The 17,068-nt window shown below is 31.9% G+C and carries 16 protein-coding genes and 3 pseudogenes; 4 read left to right on the top strand and 15 right to left on the bottom strand.

Annotation, left to right across the window (positions count from 1 at the left end):
- The first annotated feature begins 189 nt into the window (after window positions 1-189).
- Window positions 190-663, top strand: a complete 474-nt coding sequence (locus Q6H37_RS09790) for a MarR family winged helix-turn-helix transcriptional regulator (RefSeq protein WP_318741414.1) — start codon at window positions 190-192, stop codon at window positions 661-663.
- 136 nt (window positions 664-799) lie between these two features.
- Here the strand turns inward: Q6H37_RS09790 and abc-f are convergent, their stop codons facing one another.
- Window positions 800-2,692, bottom strand: a complete 1,893-nt coding sequence (gene abc-f, locus Q6H37_RS09785) for a ribosomal protection-like ABC-F family protein (protein WP_318741412.1) — start codon at window positions 2,690-2,692, stop codon at window positions 800-802.
- Between the two features lie 175 nt (window positions 2,693-2,867).
- A pseudogene (locus Q6H37_RS09780) lies at window positions 2,868-3,505 on the bottom strand (CatA-like O-acetyltransferase).
- A gap of 287 nt (window positions 3,506-3,792) precedes the next feature.
- Between Q6H37_RS09780 and Q6H37_RS09775 the strand changes: the two are divergent.
- Entirely contained in the window at window positions 3,793-4,167 is a 375-nt protein-coding gene (locus tag Q6H37_RS09775) for a transposase (protein WP_318733555.1), read from the top strand.
- Entirely contained in the window at window positions 4,164-5,018 is an 855-nt protein-coding gene (locus Q6H37_RS09770; protein WP_318742896.1) for an IS3 family transposase, read from the top strand. Before Q6H37_RS09775 ends, Q6H37_RS09770 begins: the two co-directional genes overlap by 4 nt.
- Before the next feature lie 58 nt (window positions 5,019-5,076).
- Here the strand turns inward: Q6H37_RS09770 and Q6H37_RS09765 are convergent, their stop codons facing one another.
- From Q6H37_RS09765 to Q6H37_RS09710, 13 genes and pseudogenes are all read right to left on the bottom strand, one after another.
- A complete protein-coding gene (locus Q6H37_RS09765) occupies window positions 5,077-5,343 on the bottom strand; it encodes a CD3324 family protein (RefSeq protein ID WP_318741410.1) in 267 nt (88 codons plus the stop codon).
- Between the two features lie 692 nt (window positions 5,344-6,035).
- Window positions 6,036-6,464 (bottom strand): transposase, encoded by a 429-nt coding sequence (locus tag Q6H37_RS09760; RefSeq protein WP_412523939.1) that lies wholly within the window; start codon window positions 6,462-6,464, stop codon window positions 6,036-6,038.
- Between the two features lie 49 nt (window positions 6,465-6,513).
- A complete protein-coding gene (locus tag Q6H37_RS09755; RefSeq protein ID WP_318741408.1) occupies window positions 6,514-6,756 on the bottom strand; it encodes a hypothetical protein in 243 nt (80 codons plus the stop codon).
- A gap of 191 nt (window positions 6,757-6,947) precedes the next feature.
- The gene (locus tag Q6H37_RS09750) at window positions 6,948-7,706 is read right to left on the bottom strand and encodes a hypothetical protein (protein ID WP_318741406.1); all 759 of its coding nucleotides are present in this window, start codon (window positions 7,704-7,706) and stop codon (window positions 6,948-6,950) included.
- A gap of 647 nt (window positions 7,707-8,353) precedes the next feature.
- Window positions 8,354-9,280 (bottom strand): DUF6263 family protein, encoded by a 927-nt coding sequence (locus Q6H37_RS09745; RefSeq protein WP_318741404.1) that lies wholly within the window; start codon window positions 9,278-9,280, stop codon window positions 8,354-8,356.
- A 387-nt stretch (window positions 9,281-9,667) separates the two neighbouring features.
- Window positions 9,668-10,009, bottom strand: coding sequence for a hypothetical protein (locus tag Q6H37_RS09740; protein WP_318741403.1), 342 nt, complete (start codon window positions 10,007-10,009; stop codon window positions 9,668-9,670).
- Window positions 10,010-10,082: 73 nt separating this feature from the next.
- The gene (locus tag Q6H37_RS09735; protein WP_318741401.1) at window positions 10,083-10,649 is read right to left on the bottom strand and encodes a hypothetical protein; all 567 of its coding nucleotides are present in this window, start codon (window positions 10,647-10,649) and stop codon (window positions 10,083-10,085) included.
- Window positions 10,650-10,719: 70 nt separating this feature from the next.
- Window positions 10,720-11,469 carry a hypothetical protein gene (locus tag Q6H37_RS09730; RefSeq protein WP_318741399.1) on the bottom strand — a complete coding sequence of 250 codons (750 nt, stop codon included), beginning with the start codon at window positions 11,467-11,469 and terminating at the stop codon, window positions 10,720-10,722.
- Window positions 11,470-12,224: pseudogene (locus Q6H37_RS09725) on the bottom strand (ATP-binding cassette domain-containing protein). It abuts the gene before it with no gap.
- A gap of 357 nt (window positions 12,225-12,581) precedes the next feature.
- Window positions 12,582-12,731, bottom strand: a pseudogene (locus Q6H37_RS29550) (ABC transporter permease); the annotation flags it as partial.
- A gap of 112 nt (window positions 12,732-12,843) precedes the next feature.
- Complete coding sequence (locus Q6H37_RS09720; protein WP_318741397.1) at window positions 12,844-13,605, bottom strand: SDR family oxidoreductase; 762 nt, start codon at window positions 13,603-13,605, stop codon at window positions 12,844-12,846.
- Window positions 13,606-13,715: 110 nt separating this feature from the next.
- Window positions 13,716-14,726 carry an amidohydrolase family protein gene (locus Q6H37_RS09715; protein ID WP_318741395.1) on the bottom strand — a complete coding sequence of 337 codons (1,011 nt, stop codon included), beginning with the start codon at window positions 14,724-14,726 and terminating at the stop codon, window positions 13,716-13,718.
- Between the two features lie 16 nt (window positions 14,727-14,742).
- Window positions 14,743-16,134 (bottom strand): NADH:flavin oxidoreductase, encoded by a 1,392-nt coding sequence (locus Q6H37_RS09710; protein WP_318741393.1) that lies wholly within the window; start codon window positions 16,132-16,134, stop codon window positions 14,743-14,745.
- 159 nt (window positions 16,135-16,293) lie between these two features.
- Between Q6H37_RS09710 and Q6H37_RS09705 the strand changes: the two genes are divergently transcribed.
- Window positions 16,294-16,863, top strand: a complete 570-nt coding sequence (locus Q6H37_RS09705; RefSeq protein ID WP_318741391.1) for a TetR/AcrR family transcriptional regulator — start codon at window positions 16,294-16,296, stop codon at window positions 16,861-16,863.
- Window positions 16,864-17,068: the final 205 nt, after the last annotated feature.

The following is a 17,068-nucleotide window of genomic DNA, read 5'->3' as shown; positions in this document are numbered from 1 at the left end:
AAAAAAATTTTATTGTTCATTCATTGAGGGTTTTTCAGGTACATATTTTTGCTTTAAGCTTTATAATTATTACTTTCTTTCAATTCAATATTGTTGCATATGCAATATTAATGTATCATAATATTATTGCATTTGCAACAATATTATGATATAAATTAAATAGTATAATATAAAATTAAGAGGTTAGCTATGAAAGAGATATTGAGAGAAATAGGTAAAATTTATCGCTGCTTGGATTCAATCAGCAATATAGAATTCAAACAATTTGATTTGGCTAAAGGTCAATATGCATATTTAGTGAGGATATGTGAAAATCCAGGAATTATACAAGAAAGGATCGCCGAGATGCTTAAAGTAGACCGTACAACAGCCTCTCGTGCCATTCAAAAATTACAACAATCCGGTTTTATTAGTAAAGAAATTAGTCCAGAAAATAAGAAGGTTCTCCTCTTGTTTCCTACAAAAAAAGGCCAAGAAGTATATGAGATATTACTAGAAGAAGAAAACTATTCAAACAAGATAGCGCTGCAAAATATTTCAGTAAAAGATCAGAAAACATTATTGAGCTTGCTTGAAAATATACGAACTTGTCTTGAGCCAGATTGGACCTTGGTTAAAAAAGGCGGACAACGACAATACTTAAAGAAATTCAACAAGAAATAATTTACTTAATACATTTAACCATATTACTTTTTAACCTTGGATTTAATGTTAATTATAAGATTATTTGAAACAGCATGATTAATAGTCATTCTGTTTCAAATATATTATTAAGATTAACAAATATTTTTTTAACTTATTAAGCTAATTTGTCCTGTAATTCGTCCCATTCTTCTAAATAGCTCATATTAAGATTTTCCTGTGCCATAAGTTCTTCTTGAAGCTCCGTTAATCTTACATAATCGGAAATAACCTCTTCTGATTGAAGTTCTTTTTCAAGTTTTGCAATTTTTTCATCACATTCCTGAAGCAATATTTCAAGTTTTTTTATCCTTGCCTCCATTCTGGCCTTTTCCTTACCAGGCGTTGTAAATTTTTTCTTTTTACTTTTTTCTTTAACTGTAAATTTTTCTTCATCAGCGGATTTCTTTGCTGCCTGCTCTAAATAGTTCTCATATCCAAAAGGGTAGTAGTCAACATTTCCATTGTCAAATACCAAAACTGATGAAGCAATCTGTTTCACAAAATATCTATCATGAGAAACGAAAAGCACCGTACCGGTATAATCCATGAGCATTTTCTCCAATGTTTCCTTACCTATTATATCCATATGGTTTGTAGGTTCATCAAGGATCAGAAAGTTTGGTCTTCTCTTTAATATCTTACATAATTCCAAACGTACCTTTTCTCCACCAGAAAGGGCATTAACCGGTTTAAACACATCCTCTTGTGTAAAAAGGAAAGCTCCAAGAGCACCTCTAACCTCTGTCTGAGTTAAATTAGGAAACTCATCCCAATATTCATCCAGTACAGTTTTATCACTTTTATATTGTGCCATATGCTGATCAAAATATCCAATTTTAACCTTATCCCCAATGGAATAGTTACCTCCAAGCTGAGGTATTGCACCAACAATGGTTTTTAAAAATGTAGATTTACCTAATCCGTTACCTCCAATAATCCCAATTTTTTCACCACGAGTTATATTAAGCGAAACTGTTGAAAGTGTTTCACTGTAGCCTATTTTCAAATCCTTTACTGACAATACCAATTGAACACTTTGGTATTCAGGTTCAAAATCCGTATGAAAACTATTAGTATCTGCGAGCTCAGGGGCTTCTACAATATCCATACGCTCAAGCTGCTTTATTTTAGATTGTGCCATAGCCGCTTTGGTAGCTTTATAACGAAAACGTTCAACAAGTCCGCTTAAATGAGCTATTTCCTTTTGTTGTTCAATGTGTTTTTTCTGCTGTATTTCCCACTCAATACGCTTCTTTTCAGCAAATGCAGAATAATTTCCAGTGTATTTTGTGATTTTTCCTCGTTCAATTTCATAAACTGAACCAACAACTTTATCTAAAAATTCCCTGTCATGAGCAACTATAAGAACTGACTTTTTATATGACTTTAAATATTCTTCAAGCCATTCAATAGCATTAATATCAAGATGATTAGTAGGCTCGTCTAATACCAATAAATCTGGCTTACTGAGTAAAAGCTTAATAAAAGCAATTTTAGTACGCTGTCCTCCCGAAAACTCTGAAAGAGCCTTTGACTTATCTTCACTTGTAAAACCAAACTGTTTGATAGCACTCTCATATTCCTTCTTATAAGTATATCCTCCAAGCAGATTATATCTTTCCTGTAATTCTGAATATTTCTTAACTGCAGAATTATTTGAACCACTTTCCATTTCACTAAGAAGTTTCTCCATTCTAACTTCCATATCAAGTATTTCCTTGTAGGCTTTTTTTACTTCTTCCTCAAGAGTAAAAGTTTCATCTTCAAAGGTAATCTGCTTAAGATAACCAATAGTTATATTTCTAGCTGTAATAATGGAGGACGTTTCACCATTATCAAGCTTTGCAAGCTCATATTCACCAGAAATCAACTTAAGCAAAGTTGTCTTTCCGCATCCGTTTCGTCCAACTAAAGCAACTTTTTCCCCTTCGTTTATTTCGAAATCTATATTAGATAATATTGTGTTTGCGCCAAAAGCAACGCAGCCATTTGTAATTTTAACTAGCATCTGATGCACTCCTTATAAATTTCCTTATTTTCCTTTTCAATTATATATCATTTATAAAAAACATAAAACAATTAGTATTATAGTATTTCAAATTACACATTATACAATGAAGTAATATAAGTATTATTTATATTTTTTAATCGCTGTAGTTTTAATTGATTTGTGTTAGTTACTTTTACACTTCTATACCTTTAATCCACTCTTCTGTATGATTCATTGTCCATTGTAATTCCTGCAAAAGCACCTTTATGTGATAACCATCTACTGCAGCATGATTAACCGTAATAGATAAAGGCATCATAATTATACCATTGGTTTCAGTAAATCCACCAGCTTCAAAAATTGGTGCATAATAATTTTTTGCATTTTGCAATTGCATGGACAAACCATTAAAACTAAACCATGGAACACAAGATATGATATAGTTATTAGAAGGTAGGTCTTTCTTTGATAACATAACACCATGCCTTTTCTTATACTGTTTTATATCTAAAATATAATTTTTATAAAACACTTCAAAATCCTCATCATATTCTGTCCAAAGAAATTATCCTCTTCATGAAATATTGGATAAAAAGGAGTTCTACAATCCCAATATCCTAACACCTCATCTTGAATTGCCATAAGAAATTCCTGCTGTTTTCCAATAGCTCTGGTTACTAAATAAAGATATGCAGGAAAGAATTTTAACCCTTTACTTTTTAAGGCATTCCTAAGGATTGTAACATCCATTGTTACATTAATGGAATAAATAAGTGTTGATACTGTTTTTGTAAAGTAATTATACGTGTGTACTCTTGTCCATGTATCCATGTCAATAGTATGAAAACTTGTATTCATATGATTATACCTCTATTTGATTTCAATTAATTTATAATGAAATTATAACCTCATATCTGATAATTTATCTAGTTCATAAACAATTCTGCAACAAAGTTGTCTATACTATGAAAATTTAAAAACGGTATTTTTATATCACCAAAATTGATAACATAAAAACACCGCTTACTTTTTTATATTTGAAGTTGTAAGATAAAAGTAGACATGAAAAAAGCATGTCTACTTTTTTCATGTTAAAATCAAGTTAGAAGGATGTGATTATGATGAGTAGAACAAAAGGTGGTCAAAATAAAAAATGGTCTAAGGAAGAAAAACTCCGTATTGTCCGTAGATATTTTGATGAAGGTATTGGTCGGCCAACTTTAGCAAAAGAAGAAGGTATCGCAAGTGGTATGATTGCAACATGGATTCATAAATATTTAAATGAAGGTGAAGCTGGCTTAGAAAATAAAAAGAAATCAGGAAATAAGTTTGCAGCATTACATAGAAGCAAATCAATGAAGGAATTAGATCGACTTCGTTTAATTGTAGCAAAACAAGAAATCGAAATTGAAAGGTTAAAAAAAGGGTACATGGTGAAAGGAGTTGGTGCAAACAAGGAGTTCGTTTCTATAAAAGATCCGAGTACGAAATAATTGACAACTTAAAAGTTAAATATTCTCTTAAGGCTCTTTGTATTTTAATGCAGGTTAACCGTTCTGGGTACTACAAGTGGAAATCCCGTCAGGGTGTACAGAATCGATATGAGAAAGATAGGGAACTACTTACAGATTTACTGAAAGAAGCTCATAGCAAACATAAATCATATGGATATCATAGACTCGCTGCAGTCATCCGCAAGGAAACTGGGTGGTCGTTTTCAGATAATCTTGCACATAAGTGCTGTAAAATCAGTGGCATCAAATCCAAAGTTAGAAATTATAAATATAGGAGACCTGGGAATGAAAATATCGTTTATCCAAACATAGTTAAAGGAAAGTGGAATGCTTCAAAACCATTAGAATTAGTAGTTTCAGATATGACTTGCCTTAAACATAGAGGCCGCTTATACGAATTAACGTATATTATGGATACATACAACAATGAGATTATTGCACATCACCTCACATCTAAACCCGGTGATAGACGTACCTACTTTTTATGTTTGAAAGATTTAAAGAAAAAAATTGAAGAACAAACAACTCCAGTCGTTTTGCACACGGATCAAGGAGCAGTCTATTCTTCAAGAGCATTCGCAAAAGCTCATAATAATTGTAACATAATTCGCTCTATGTCGCGAGTAGGAACTCCAACAGATAACCCAGTTATTGAATCAATAAACGGTTGGATTAAAGATGAAATGGCAGTTGATTTTAGATTTTGGGAAGAAGATGATCTATTTGAATTTGTGGACAGATACATCCATTATTACAATAATGATAGACCAGCATATGCATTAAGTTATCAAAGCCCCATTCAGTATCGAACTGAACGAGGCTTTGGTTAATATTGCTTTTATTGTTGTCTACTTTTAGTTGACAACTTCACTTACTTTTTTATATTACTTATTTTTCTTTCCTGATTATTCTCCTAATACTATATTCAGTGAGATAAAATTGCTCAGCAAGTTCCTTAACAGATGTTCCTTGTTTATATTTATTAAAAATATTTCTATTCCTTTTCTTCAAACTATTTTTTATGCCGCTGGATTCCCCCCAAGCTTTTTTTCTATTGCTCTTCCTAGGAATATACAGATAGCTTCCATCAACATATTGTTGGATTAATTCAATAATATTCTGTGGCAATATATTTTGTGCTTTTGCATATTTCATACCTCATGCTCCTATCTACATTAATAATCTGTAAATATAAAGCAAAGTCCACACAAAAATATTTTAGTCTATATCAGTCAAAACTTAGCTCCGAACAAGACATTCCTTGTATTTTCATGTAGTCTTTGCGCGGAGCCTTGTCTCACAATACATTCTGATACGCCTCTCATACATAGTCCCCCCTTTATATGCTGTATTCCAGTTTATGATAAAGTCCAAACACAACATTTGAAATTCACTATAATGTTTTTATGTTTAAACTTTCCCTTTTATCCTTTCTTATCCTAAACAAAAATCTAATCTGTGGAATGCTATAAACTATTTCGCAAATAATGATAGTTATTGAAGCAATAATATCAATACGAATATATAATTAAAAATTATTGGAAGTTTTAAATACCTTACTATGCAATAAGCAATAATATTCATAGGAAGATAGTGAAATATATAAATAAAAAAACTTCTGCTGCCCATATATTGTGTAAATTTATTAGAATAATTACCTAAATTTCATACAAACATAAAACTTATATTTGTACATAATTGCCTGTTAGTATTAACTATAATATTCCTTTAGCTTCCAATATTTTAGGCGAAGCCTGCTGGAATAATATACAAATGTTAAAAATGATAACACTAAAAATAGCTAAAATTTTATTTCTAATTTTGGATTAATCTGTATTGATTAAAAGTCAATTTTTAATTTGTATATATTTAGGACTACAAAGTGCGTCAGCAATTAGCCTTGTTATCGGTGGAATATTTACACTAATTCCTTCAGAATTCCTTTTAACAAAGCCTTTTATAGTTCTAATACTTTTAACTAAAACTCTTACTCCTACATTTTTAAGTTCTGTTCCATGCAGAACTGTAGATTTAAACCAACTTATGAGATTATGTGTTATAAATACTAACCATAAAAATCTGTAAATGCCGTAAAACTTTGAAGTTCTTAGGTTTTTTATATGGTATACATTCTTGGCCATTTTAAAGAAAGCCTCTATGGTTTGACGTTTGTTATAAAAACGAAATATCTCTACCGCGCTCATATCCTTATTGTTTATATTGGTTATTAGCAGTAAATATTTTGGTTTTCCTTTTGGAGATAGTGTCTGAACTATAATATTTCTAATTCCATTGTTCTCTGGAAGTTCATAAACCCAAGCAGCCTTATCGGCCTGAGTTACTGTGTTCCATAAAAATATGGTGATGAATATCTTGAAATTGATTTATGCTGTCAGAATCAAACCGTCTAATTAGCTCATTAATCTGTGATTGGTCTGGTGCTGTATCCATATCAAACATGTTTAGGGCAAGTTTTTCATTGATGTCATTAGTAGTCTCATAACCAATAACTATAGACATCATAGTAACAATAAGTTTTTGGTACACAGAATAAGTTACTTTTTTCATTTTAAGCTTGAAGCCTTCAAATGGATTAAATAAATTAAATTTTAAACCAAATTGCATTACTGCAATTAACCAAATGGAAATAGTTTCTTCTTTAAAGTTGTTTTAAGTAAAAGTAAAATTATCCATTATTTATTTTTTTGAAACTATGATATGGAAAATACTAAAGTTTTGTTTGTACAAAACTTAGGTAATTAGGATTTAATCATTTTAAATTTTTCAGAAATATACTTCGGAATTTTATTTAGAGCACTGGAATAATTTCTATCTATTATGTGAGGAACTTTACTATCTATATGCGATTCTACCTCAGGTATAAACTTAGAATTATCTCTTATTGATGTTAAATTAATTTTAGTTCCATCTTTCATTATTAAACAATAACTTAGAGTATTTTTGGCATCATAAACTTTAACTTCTTTGATATCTGAATATCCATAATATTTACCAAAAACATTTGTTATACTTCTATGAAAAATCCTATCTTTATATATAATTGAATAATCAACACATAAATTAAAAAAATCCAAAAGTATAATAATGATTATAATTTTACTTTTTCTACTCTTCATAAACTTAGTATCTATCTTTATCTTCATAAATCCACTTTTTATCCGCATAAATTCATTTGAAAAACTCATTCTATTTTTCCACAATCTAACACATATTACAATAAGCAAAAAAGCTATAAAAAAAGCTATAAATAGAAAAATAACAAATACAGCTGATGAAGTCCCTACTGCTATATCTCCAGGTGTAACACAAACAAAATTTGATGTTGCATTTAATTTGGCTCTAAGACAACATATGAATTTTAACATTTTCATAGCTATAACAAAAATAATAAATCCTCCTATACTCCCCAAAATAATAGCACTTGTTTCTGTTTTTTTATTTTGCAAATTATTTTGCAGATTATATTTTATCTTTTTTCTTGAAGATTTCTTTCCCATTTCTAGCTTCCTTTCAAATTGTATAATTTTAAATTATACAACATAACAATTATAAAATCAAAAATAAAAAAAATTTACAGAAAGCAGCCTACTCAATATTTTAAAGCACACAAAGATAATTAACAAAACAATTTGTTAATTATCAGCAACCTCCAGAGAGCTTGCCAAAGCATGATAAAAACTCTCAGTTTCAGCGCCCATATCAAAGTAACTAAAGCTCTTAACCTCATAATCCACAAAAATAACAGTCTCTCCCTAATTGATAATTCTATTTTTCAGGCTGAAATGAAAAATGAGCATGAACAATTTTCCATCTATTATTCATGCATTCCAAATATAAAGTACTTATTACTGCTGGAACAAGGAAATGTTTATATTTTGAAATAAAACATAAACATGCTGCCTCCCATTTATGAAAAATATTTAAATTTTCTATAATAATCAGCTCAACCTGTCCAGATTCAGTGGATTTTCCTTTTTTGAAGAAATCAGAAATTAATAAAAGTAACATCGTTCTTCTTACTTTCCACTCTCCAATTCCTCCTTATCTATTACTTTTAACTCTTTTTCCAATAGCAAATCAAATTGTTAACAACTTATTTACATCCCTCAGGAATATTTATGATCGCAGCAAATTTGCTAACGATTTATTGCTTTGTAGTTTCATAAGTTATCTTTTGTGATATTTCCACCGGCCAGCTTTTATTTTTACTACCAAGTGTAAATTCCATATTTCCACCCACATTTTCTTTAAAATTACCTTTTTCTATAAGACCAGTTTTCTTATTAATATTTACTGTTCCTTTGCTATTACCTTTTAACCTCATATCTGACTTAAATTCCATAAACTGTACTTGCTTACCTTTAGTATCTGCTTCAACTGTTGATTGTACATCAATATTTAATAATCCATCTTTTTCACCTAAAAATTTAAATTTATTGTTACTTTCCATTGGACACAATGCGGCTATGCTATATTTGCTTTCCCATGTATCATTGGTTTTAACTTTATTTGATGGATTGTAGTTCATACTTTGATTAACCATTGATTTAACAGCATCCTCACCAAAACTTTGTTTGATAGCGCCTTTCAAAGGATTTGTTTGCTTAGCAGGTGGAACTTTGCCAATTAATGAACTTACTAACTCATTCGCACCCTTAATTTCTAATACTTGTCCTTTGTTACTCACTTTTACAGTAAAGCCTTTTCCAACAACACCTCCATATATATCAGCTAAAGAATCGCTTGGATCTGGTTTTTTAGAATCATATTCCTTCATTTTCTCACTATCTCCTGTAGATACTTTTATAGAATCATACTTATAGGCTATAGTTACATTTTTGTCTTTGTCCACATCTTGTATTTCCATTGTAAGATTCATATCCTTTACTGTAATTGTGTGATCCTCCAACTCGTCAATTATCAGAGCAGCGTCTTGATCAACTACTTCATGAAAATTATATTTGTCACCTTTTTTTACATTTAAGCTCCAATTATTCGTAATATTGCAGCCTGCCAAAAATAACAGTGCTGTTATTACAGAAAGTACGGCCATTATCTTTTTTGCTTTCATTTTGTCCCCCTTATTTTCTTGATATTTTTTACTACTTATTAATTTTACTCCAGATTATGCTATTTTACCATAATCTATATATCTGTCAGCAAAATTTTAGCAATAATTAAAATTTATATTTGTTATTCTATAAATTTTTCAAAATCATTTTCAAGAACCAGCTAAATCAGCCACATAACAAACTGTTTCTCACATAATTTTTGCATATGCTTATATTAAATTCTTTTTATAATTGGAAATTATTTTATCAAAAATGCGACTTGGAATCTTTAGAAAAGAACTTTCAAAAAATAAATTCAGTTTTAGTAGCTTTGATAAATTTAATTATCCTACTTATAGATAAAATAAAAAGGTAGCCCACCGCCTCAATACGTAAATAAGAAATTGTTATAAAACTTCACTTACTAGACTAATAAAATCAGTTGATTTCAACTGTGATGGAGCTTGTCTAGATATTATTTTAGTTTTCATTGCATTCAAAATCATAAACTGTGACATGTCATAATTATTTAAATCCACACACTTTTCATATGCCTGTGTTACTTGTGTTTGTTGTTCTAGTTTCTTCTTATCTTGTTCTTTTGCTAACTTTTTCATTTTCTCATGACGTCTTTGCCACCAAGATTTTTTATTTTCAGAAGCGCCGAAAAGACCATTACCTTTATTGTCTAATGACACCGCATATCCATAAGTTTCTTCCGGTGATGCTCCTAATATTATCAATAACATAGTTAACACCATCTATCAAATTTTAATGCCGCACAAAAATTAGCTTTTGCCTTAATAGACTTATAATAACTTTTTAAGGTTTTCCAGAAAGCTTCTTAAATGAAGCCACATATAAAATCATTCCTATTAGAGTAAATATAAGCCTACTCATTATAAAATTCAAAGATAAACTAAAAACAGGTTCACCGAGACTATCAACAGATAGAACTGTAGGCATATAAGTCACATAGCCTTTGGCGAAAATATCAATAAAAGGTGCGTTGTTAAAACTTATAAGTGACAAAATCAAAATAATTGGAATCCAAGCATAAAGCAAAGTTTGGCTTTTGCTGCCTAAAAACATACTGGTTCCAAAAACAAACACAAAAGTTGGAAGTAATATTATTAACATCGGTAATAAAAATTTTTGAAAATCTGTAAAATTAAAAGTTGTCTTATAAAACACAAAACTTATCAAAATGCAGTATATGGCAATAATTAAATAAGAAATAGACAGAGCTAAACTTTTTGTAGCCAAATACTTTTTCTGTGGTAAAGACGTACATGAAGTAATTTCTCTTACTCTTTGTTCATTTCTAGAAAAAAGTCCTGTGCAAGAAAGCATTAGAATTAATAACATAATCGTATTTATGTCACACAAAAACTTGCAATAACTCCACTTGGAAAAAGGTGCCGTACTAGAAACACCTTGTATTATTTCTGTATATAGGTCAATCACTGAAAAGAAAAGTGCAATTATGAAAGTTATAACAAATATATATGGACATAGCTACTAATAACCCAAACAACCTATTCCAGAGCATTCCCAAAACGATATTCTCGCTTCCGAAATTTTCGGAAAGTCCACTAGCACCTGTCTGAACCCACATATATTGATAATTAATATTTCCTGTTAAAAAACTAAAAAGCACCGCTAAAAGCATAATAATGCAGGTTATATTAACGTTCCTAAATATAAGATAAAATCCTGCGGTCATAAGAATTGTTATCACAATGGAGCCAAAAATTATTATAGAATAACTGAGCAGAAAATAACTAAAATTGCTTAGACTGCCCATGTTAAATATATAGTGAGGAATCATAATTATCATTGAACCCACTGTTGAAATAACACCAGCACACATTAAACCTGTAATTTTGGTTAAATTTATCTTTATAGAACTTGATATTGGTTCAATTATATAATTGACTCTAAACCTAAGTATTTTGTCAAACTCAAAAACTGTTAGTGCAGTAAACGCAAAAGCTATAAGTACTGCTCCTACCTTTGCCGGAAAAAGTATGATTTGAGATAAAAGAGTAGAGCTATTTATTTCCAATAATGGGCTAATACTTCTGGTAATATATGGTGAGAGTAGTGCAGCAATCAAAGGAAAAACTGACGTAAGCAAGATTACTATTTGAGTAAACTTTGACTTCAGAATTCGCTTTGTTTCATAGGCAAAAAATGCATTTCTCATTTAATGAACACCCCCATTGTGTATGACATATGTGTACGCATCTTCAAGAGTAGGCTCTATAAGTGGAATAGAGCTTTCTATTTCTTTACCAATAACACGACAAGAGATACCATTACCCGTAAACAATTTAGATGTTATTATGTACTTATCTCCAATTCTTTTTTATAAAGCCTCGTTATCTTTTTCCTCAATAAAGCCAACACGTCCGTGTACAGCTTTTATTAAATCCGGCGAAGTTCCGTCAAATAAAATCGTACCGTTATTAATGATTATAATTCTATTGCAAATGGCTTGTATATCATCGATAATGTGAGTGGAAAGTAACACTATTTTGTCATTTGCAGTCTGCGAAAATATATTTCTAAATTTAATTCTTTCTTCTGGATCAAGTCCAACTGTAGGTTCATCTAAAATGATAAGCTCAGGATTTCCAAGTAATACTTGTGCTATACCAACACGCTGCCTCTGACCGCCTGAAAGAGTTTTAATTTTGGAATTTCTTTTTTCCTGCAAATTGGTCTCTTTAATAGCTTGTCCGATAATATCTTTCACGTTGTTTTTAATTTCTTTTAATGCACACATGTAATCCAAAAACTCATAAACTGTTAATTCGTCATATAAACCAAAGCTTTGCGGCAAATAACCTAATTGCTTTCTGAGTTCTTTTTGGCATTTTTTGGATTTGTTTACCATTTGCTTAGTGCCTTTTTTCCTGTTTTGTATGTCATACTCACGTTTTTAATACTGATTTTCATAAATGTTGTTACACTCCTTTTTCATGTTTTACCTATATAATAGAACCTTCAACTTACATCTCTGTGACTTTCCAGTGAGAGATTCGTCACTTTAGGAAACAAATGAAAAAGGAAAACGGCGGTTTTGATTGTTATTTCAAAACCGCCGCATGGCCACATTTTGGCCGTAAAACATCATCTGACACAACTGCGGTTTTTTATACCGCAGGTTAGCACTTCTTTGTAATTTACATTACTTGTAGAGGATGGATTCTGTATTTTCAATGTCTAAATCGCCTTTCGCGACGATTGTGAATCACTTGAACCCAATCATGCAAATGTTTTTTGATTTTCTATCAAGTTAATATCGGTTTTGAATCAAGTCATGTTATCCCGAAGCGCGTCGATGATGTTTTCTTTTTTTATCTTGCGAGTGGCATACAGCATTGTAATGAACATGATAAAGAACACGCTGATTGACATACTGCCCCACGGAAATACAAAATCGAAGTTGTCCATCTTTTGTACATTTTATGATATCCTTTCTTGCTTTAAATTTCCCAGAAATTTCATTATAAAACAAATTAGGTATATATCGGACTAATTTGTATATATTGGAGTCGTAGAAAGATATTATTTTCTAATTCATGAATACGCCACCATTTATATCTATACTACATCCAGTGATGTAATCTGAATCATTACTAGCTAGAAATGATATAACTCCACTACAATCTTCAACTTTCCCTAATCTACCTAACGGAATGATTTGTTTAATTAAAGATTCCGGAGCATTTGTGTACGTAAAATCAGTAATCATATTTGTTTTAATGGCACCTGGACAAATACCATTTACATTAATATTGTAAACACCGTATGCTTTTGCGTAACATTTAGTAGCAGTAATCATTCCGCCTTTCGATGCAGAATAGGCTATAGATGATTCAGTACCACCAATTCTACCTGCAGCGGAAGAAACGTTGATTATCTTTCCATATTTCTGTGGTTTCATAAACTTAAGAGCTTCTAATATACATAGGTGCATACTTCTTAAGTTAATATTCATTACCCTGTCCCATTCTTGTGCATCAATAGTTTCGATTGGCATTGATGGACAGACTCCAGCACCATTTACTAAAATATGAATAGTAGGGATTTTTGATTTTGCTACTTTAAATAAATTTACTATATCCTCTGGTTTTGAAACATCAGTCTGAACATAATAGCATTCACAACCTGTTAAGTTTTTGATTTCTTCAGCGGCTTTTATACCTCGTTCTTCATTTCTACCAGCGATTATAGCACCACTTAATCCTTCCCTTGCCATGCGAATAACACTTTCCTTTGTAAGACCATCCGTCCCACCTGTAGCAATAGCATATTTACCTTCGAATTTATGCATGTTTCTATCTCCCTTAATAAAATTTTAATCTTAAGCTAGTCTTTTGAAGCACACTATAAAGCCACATAGTTATAGCTTTTCATCTTACCATTTAGTATAAGAACTCATCATCATTTGTTGATACGGCGTACAGTGGAATCAATCCCCAAAAGTCCAGCTAAATTCCCACCAAATATCTTACGCTTATCCTCATCAGTAAGGAGTAAATATCCGTACTTCCATTGTAATTCTCCAGGGATTTGGAAGTTACGAAGTCCCATTACTGCCGCACCTATTTGAACACCATATCCAGCACTATCTGTTCCCCAAATAATACGATCTGGTCCTACAAATCTCATTGCTTCTCCAAGGATTTTTCCAAATTTATATGGTGCAGTTATTGCCCAAGGTACAAGCAGGCTTAAGCATAAGTATATATTAGGATGCCCCATAGCTACCATATTGAGATCATCACAATAAGGATAACCCATGTGAAAAGCTACAAGCTTTAAGTTTGGAAAGTCACGAGCAACATCATCAAGTTGGATAGGCAGACAATATTTGCTCTTTCCGGGTGGTACCCATGAGAAACCTGTATGAATATCTAAAACTATCCCAAGCTCTTCAGCTCTCTTATAAAAAGGCCATATCTCAGGATCATTGATGTAGGTATCCTCAGGTGGATAGTATTTAAAAATTTTTGCCCCACACTCTACCCAATATTCCATCTCCCATATTGCATTTTCTACACCTCTGTGTTTAATTGGAGAAATATTCGGCTCAATGATAAAGCGGTCAGGATGTTTTAAAACAGCCTTCCATGTATCACCATTTGTACACCAACGACTAGAATATCCTGTAGTATCCATCATGGATTCGGGTAAAAGACATGCAATATCAACGTTATACTTATCCATTGCACGGATTATATTTTCGGGATCAGAACTTTTTTTAAGTTCCCAAGGTTCTATCATATCAGAGTACTTTTCTGGTGCCCCCTGCAGCAGAGGACGCATAATACCATCAATAGCACGCCACCACATTTTTACACCAGGAAAGTGATTTATTGGTTCCATATCTCCAATTAAATGACATTCTGGATCAATTTTGAAAAAAACATCATCAAAATATTTATCATTCATATTAGTCACTCCTTTCTTATATTTGAGGTAAACCTTCTCGTTTATCCATAAATCTTTTTGCATGTGCATCCATTAAACCATTGTTCTTCCAAAGTTCTGGATAATATTTTTCAAATCCAGCAGTAGGATTCATCGAACATCGAATCCAACGTGGTTCAAATAAATTCATGTAACATTGCTGACAGCGTATGCATTTTACGATATCTCCGTATCTTCCAGCTTTCACCTTTGCAGGCCAATATGGATCAGCTATAGACTGACGGCCAAGAGAAATAATATCAGTTTTTCCGCTTTTAATTGCTTCTGCAGCAGTCTCTGGATTAACAAAATCTGGTGTAATGATTGGCAATCCCCCACTAGCCTCTTTAAAGCCTGGTGCCCAGCGTGTAAAATCATCTTCACCATCTGGTGCAAATCCAGCTCCCGGATTCTCATAAGAACCTTGTGATACATCAAAATAGTTTGCTCCTGCATCAGTAAAAAGTTTAACAAGCTTACATGCTTCTTCGTGCCCTAATCCACCTGGTACCAATTCATCTCCTGAAAGACGACAACCTAGCACCTTATCTGAGCCAATTTTTTTACGAATACGCTCAATAATATTTGTAACCACACGAGCACGGTTTTCAGTACTGCCACCATACATATCGGTACGTTGATTAGATCGTGGTGACAAGAATTGATGTAGAAGATATCCATGAGGAGTGTGGAGTTCTACACCGTCATAGCCCAATTTATAAGCAGCACAGGCATGTTCCACCATGAATTCCTCTATCTTCTCAATTTCTGCAATAGTTAGTTCTCGTGGAGTATGTCCTTTAATTGCGTGGAAAAATTCAGGAGCATTCTTTTTTAGATAGTTAAAGGCCATATCTTTAACATCTTCATATTCCTCATCGCTAAGGTTTTTGAGTTTTTCCACACCTCCAATTTCATCAATCAATGTGACACCAAGCCTTTTCAACTGCTTAGCCCAACCATAATTTAAATTTCGTAGATCCGTTTCTATTGAAATAGCCGATGGAGCACCTGAAGCAATAGCCTCATGCATCATATCAGGATGTCCCTGCCTTCCCCATCCAGGAGAAAGTTGCATAAATACCTTGGTATCTTTATAGGAATGAACAACATCAGATAATTGGCTCAAAAAGCGGTATTTTTTTTGACTGTCACATAAAAGCGGATTAAGAGAATCGCTGCCACGCCATGGATAAGGGTTCGCTACAATACATTCAGTGATGATAAGACCGAAGCCACCTCTTGCTCTAGTGGCATACCAAGCATTGGATTGATCACTTGCGTAGCCTTCTGGTCCTGTATAACCCATATTCATTGGTGACATGGCAATTCTGTTTTTTAATTCTACATTACCAATTTGAATCGGCTCAAATAATATGTCTGTATTCATTTAAATAGCCTCCTTATTTATCTTACAAATGTTCTCATAATTGACATTTGCTGCTTTTAACTATAAGATATTTCTATCGTCAATTCAAGAATCAAAAGGTTATGATTTGTAAGATAAGAGACAAAACATATTAATCTGTTTCCGAAAAGGAGGATATCTATGGAACCAAAATACGACTTACGGATTATCCGTACATATAAATCATTGACAGAAGCTTTTTTACAACTCATGAGCGAGAAACACTTCGAAGACATCACAATAAATGAATTATGTGAAAGAGCAATGATTGGGAGAACCACATTTTATAAACATTTTGCAGATAAATATGAGTTTTTTCGTTTTTTTGTTAGGCAATTGCAATCTGATTTTGATGCATCAAATGCTACTTCAGCTGATTATGAAAATCCACATTATTTTTTTATGAGCATCATAGGTCATGTGCTAGATTTCTTAAAAGAACATGAACAATTTGTTAATATGGTATTAAGTAGTAATTTGCTTTCTACTCTTTTAGACATACTTTCGGATCAAATTACTTTTGATATCACCCAGAAAATTAAAATTGGCATAAAAAAAGGTATAGATGTGCCTGCGTCACCTGAAATAATAGCATCTTTCTTTACTGGTGCTATAATACACACTGTCAGATGGTGGCTTATACAAAAAAAGCAGCTGTCTGAAGAAAAGTTAATTGAGGAAGTAGAAAAAATTCTCTTTGCTTTGCACTAATAAATCAATTAGAAATCTAAAAAAGATTGAAGATGAATATCAAGCAATGTCTTTATAATTATGGAGATGAAAAAATATGCACAGAAAAACGGTGTTTTTCATTGTTATCTCAAAACCACCGCATGGCCACATTTTGGCTGCAAAACATCATCTGCCACAACTGAGGTTTTTTATTACCGCAGTTGTGGCAGCACTTCTTTGTAAT

Origin of the sequence: Clostridium sp. JS66 (genome assembly GCF_033561535.1) — a bacterium.
GTDB lineage: Bacteria > Bacillota > Clostridia > Clostridiales > Clostridiaceae > Clostridium_AM > Clostridium_AM carboxidivorans.
Note: the sequence above shows the minus strand (reverse complement) of the source record. Positions and strands in the feature narration are given on the sequence as shown.

Excerpts from the sequence above, each read along its gene's own strand:
- Q6H37_RS09740 (WP_318741403.1), bottom strand. The coding sequence starts at position 10,009 with ATGTTATTGATAATATTAGGAGCATCACCGGAAGAAACTTATGGATAT.
- Q6H37_RS09710 (WP_318741393.1), bottom strand. The coding sequence starts at position 16,134 with ATGAATACAGACATATTATTTGAGCCGATTCAAATTGGTAATGTAGAA.
- Q6H37_RS09755 (WP_318741408.1), bottom strand. The coding sequence starts at position 6,756 with ATGAAAAAAGTAACTTATTCTGTGTACCAAAAACTTATTGTTACTATG.
- Q6H37_RS09765 (WP_318741410.1), bottom strand. The coding sequence starts at position 5,343 with ATGAAATATGCAAAAGCACAAAATATATTGCCACAGAATATTATTGAA.
- abc-f (WP_318741412.1), bottom strand. The coding sequence starts at position 2,692 with ATGCTAGTTAAAATTACAAATGGCTGCGTTGCTTTTGGCGCAAACACA.
- Q6H37_RS09720 (WP_318741397.1), bottom strand. The coding sequence starts at position 13,605 with ATGCATAAATTCGAAGGTAAATATGCTATTGCTACAGGTGGGACGGAT.
- Q6H37_RS09775 (WP_318733555.1), top strand. The coding sequence starts at position 3,793 with ATGATGAGTAGAACAAAAGGTGGTCAAAATAAAAAATGGTCTAAGGAA.
- Q6H37_RS09790 (WP_318741414.1), top strand. The coding sequence starts at position 190 with ATGAAAGAGATATTGAGAGAAATAGGTAAAATTTATCGCTGCTTGGAT.
- Q6H37_RS09715 (WP_318741395.1), bottom strand. The coding sequence starts at position 14,726 with ATGAATGATAAATATTTTGATGATGTTTTTTTCAAAATTGATCCAGAA.
- Q6H37_RS09730 (WP_318741399.1), bottom strand. The coding sequence starts at position 11,469 with ATGAGAAATGCATTTTTTGCCTATGAAACAAAGCGAATTCTGAAGTCA.
- Q6H37_RS09750 (WP_318741406.1), bottom strand. The coding sequence starts at position 7,706 with ATGGGAAAGAAATCTTCAAGAAAAAAGATAAAATATAATCTGCAAAAT.
- Q6H37_RS09745 (WP_318741404.1), bottom strand. The coding sequence starts at position 9,280 with ATGAAAGCAAAAAAGATAATGGCCGTACTTTCTGTAATAACAGCACTG.
- Q6H37_RS09705 (WP_318741391.1), top strand. The coding sequence starts at position 16,294 with ATGGAACCAAAATACGACTTACGGATTATCCGTACATATAAATCATTG.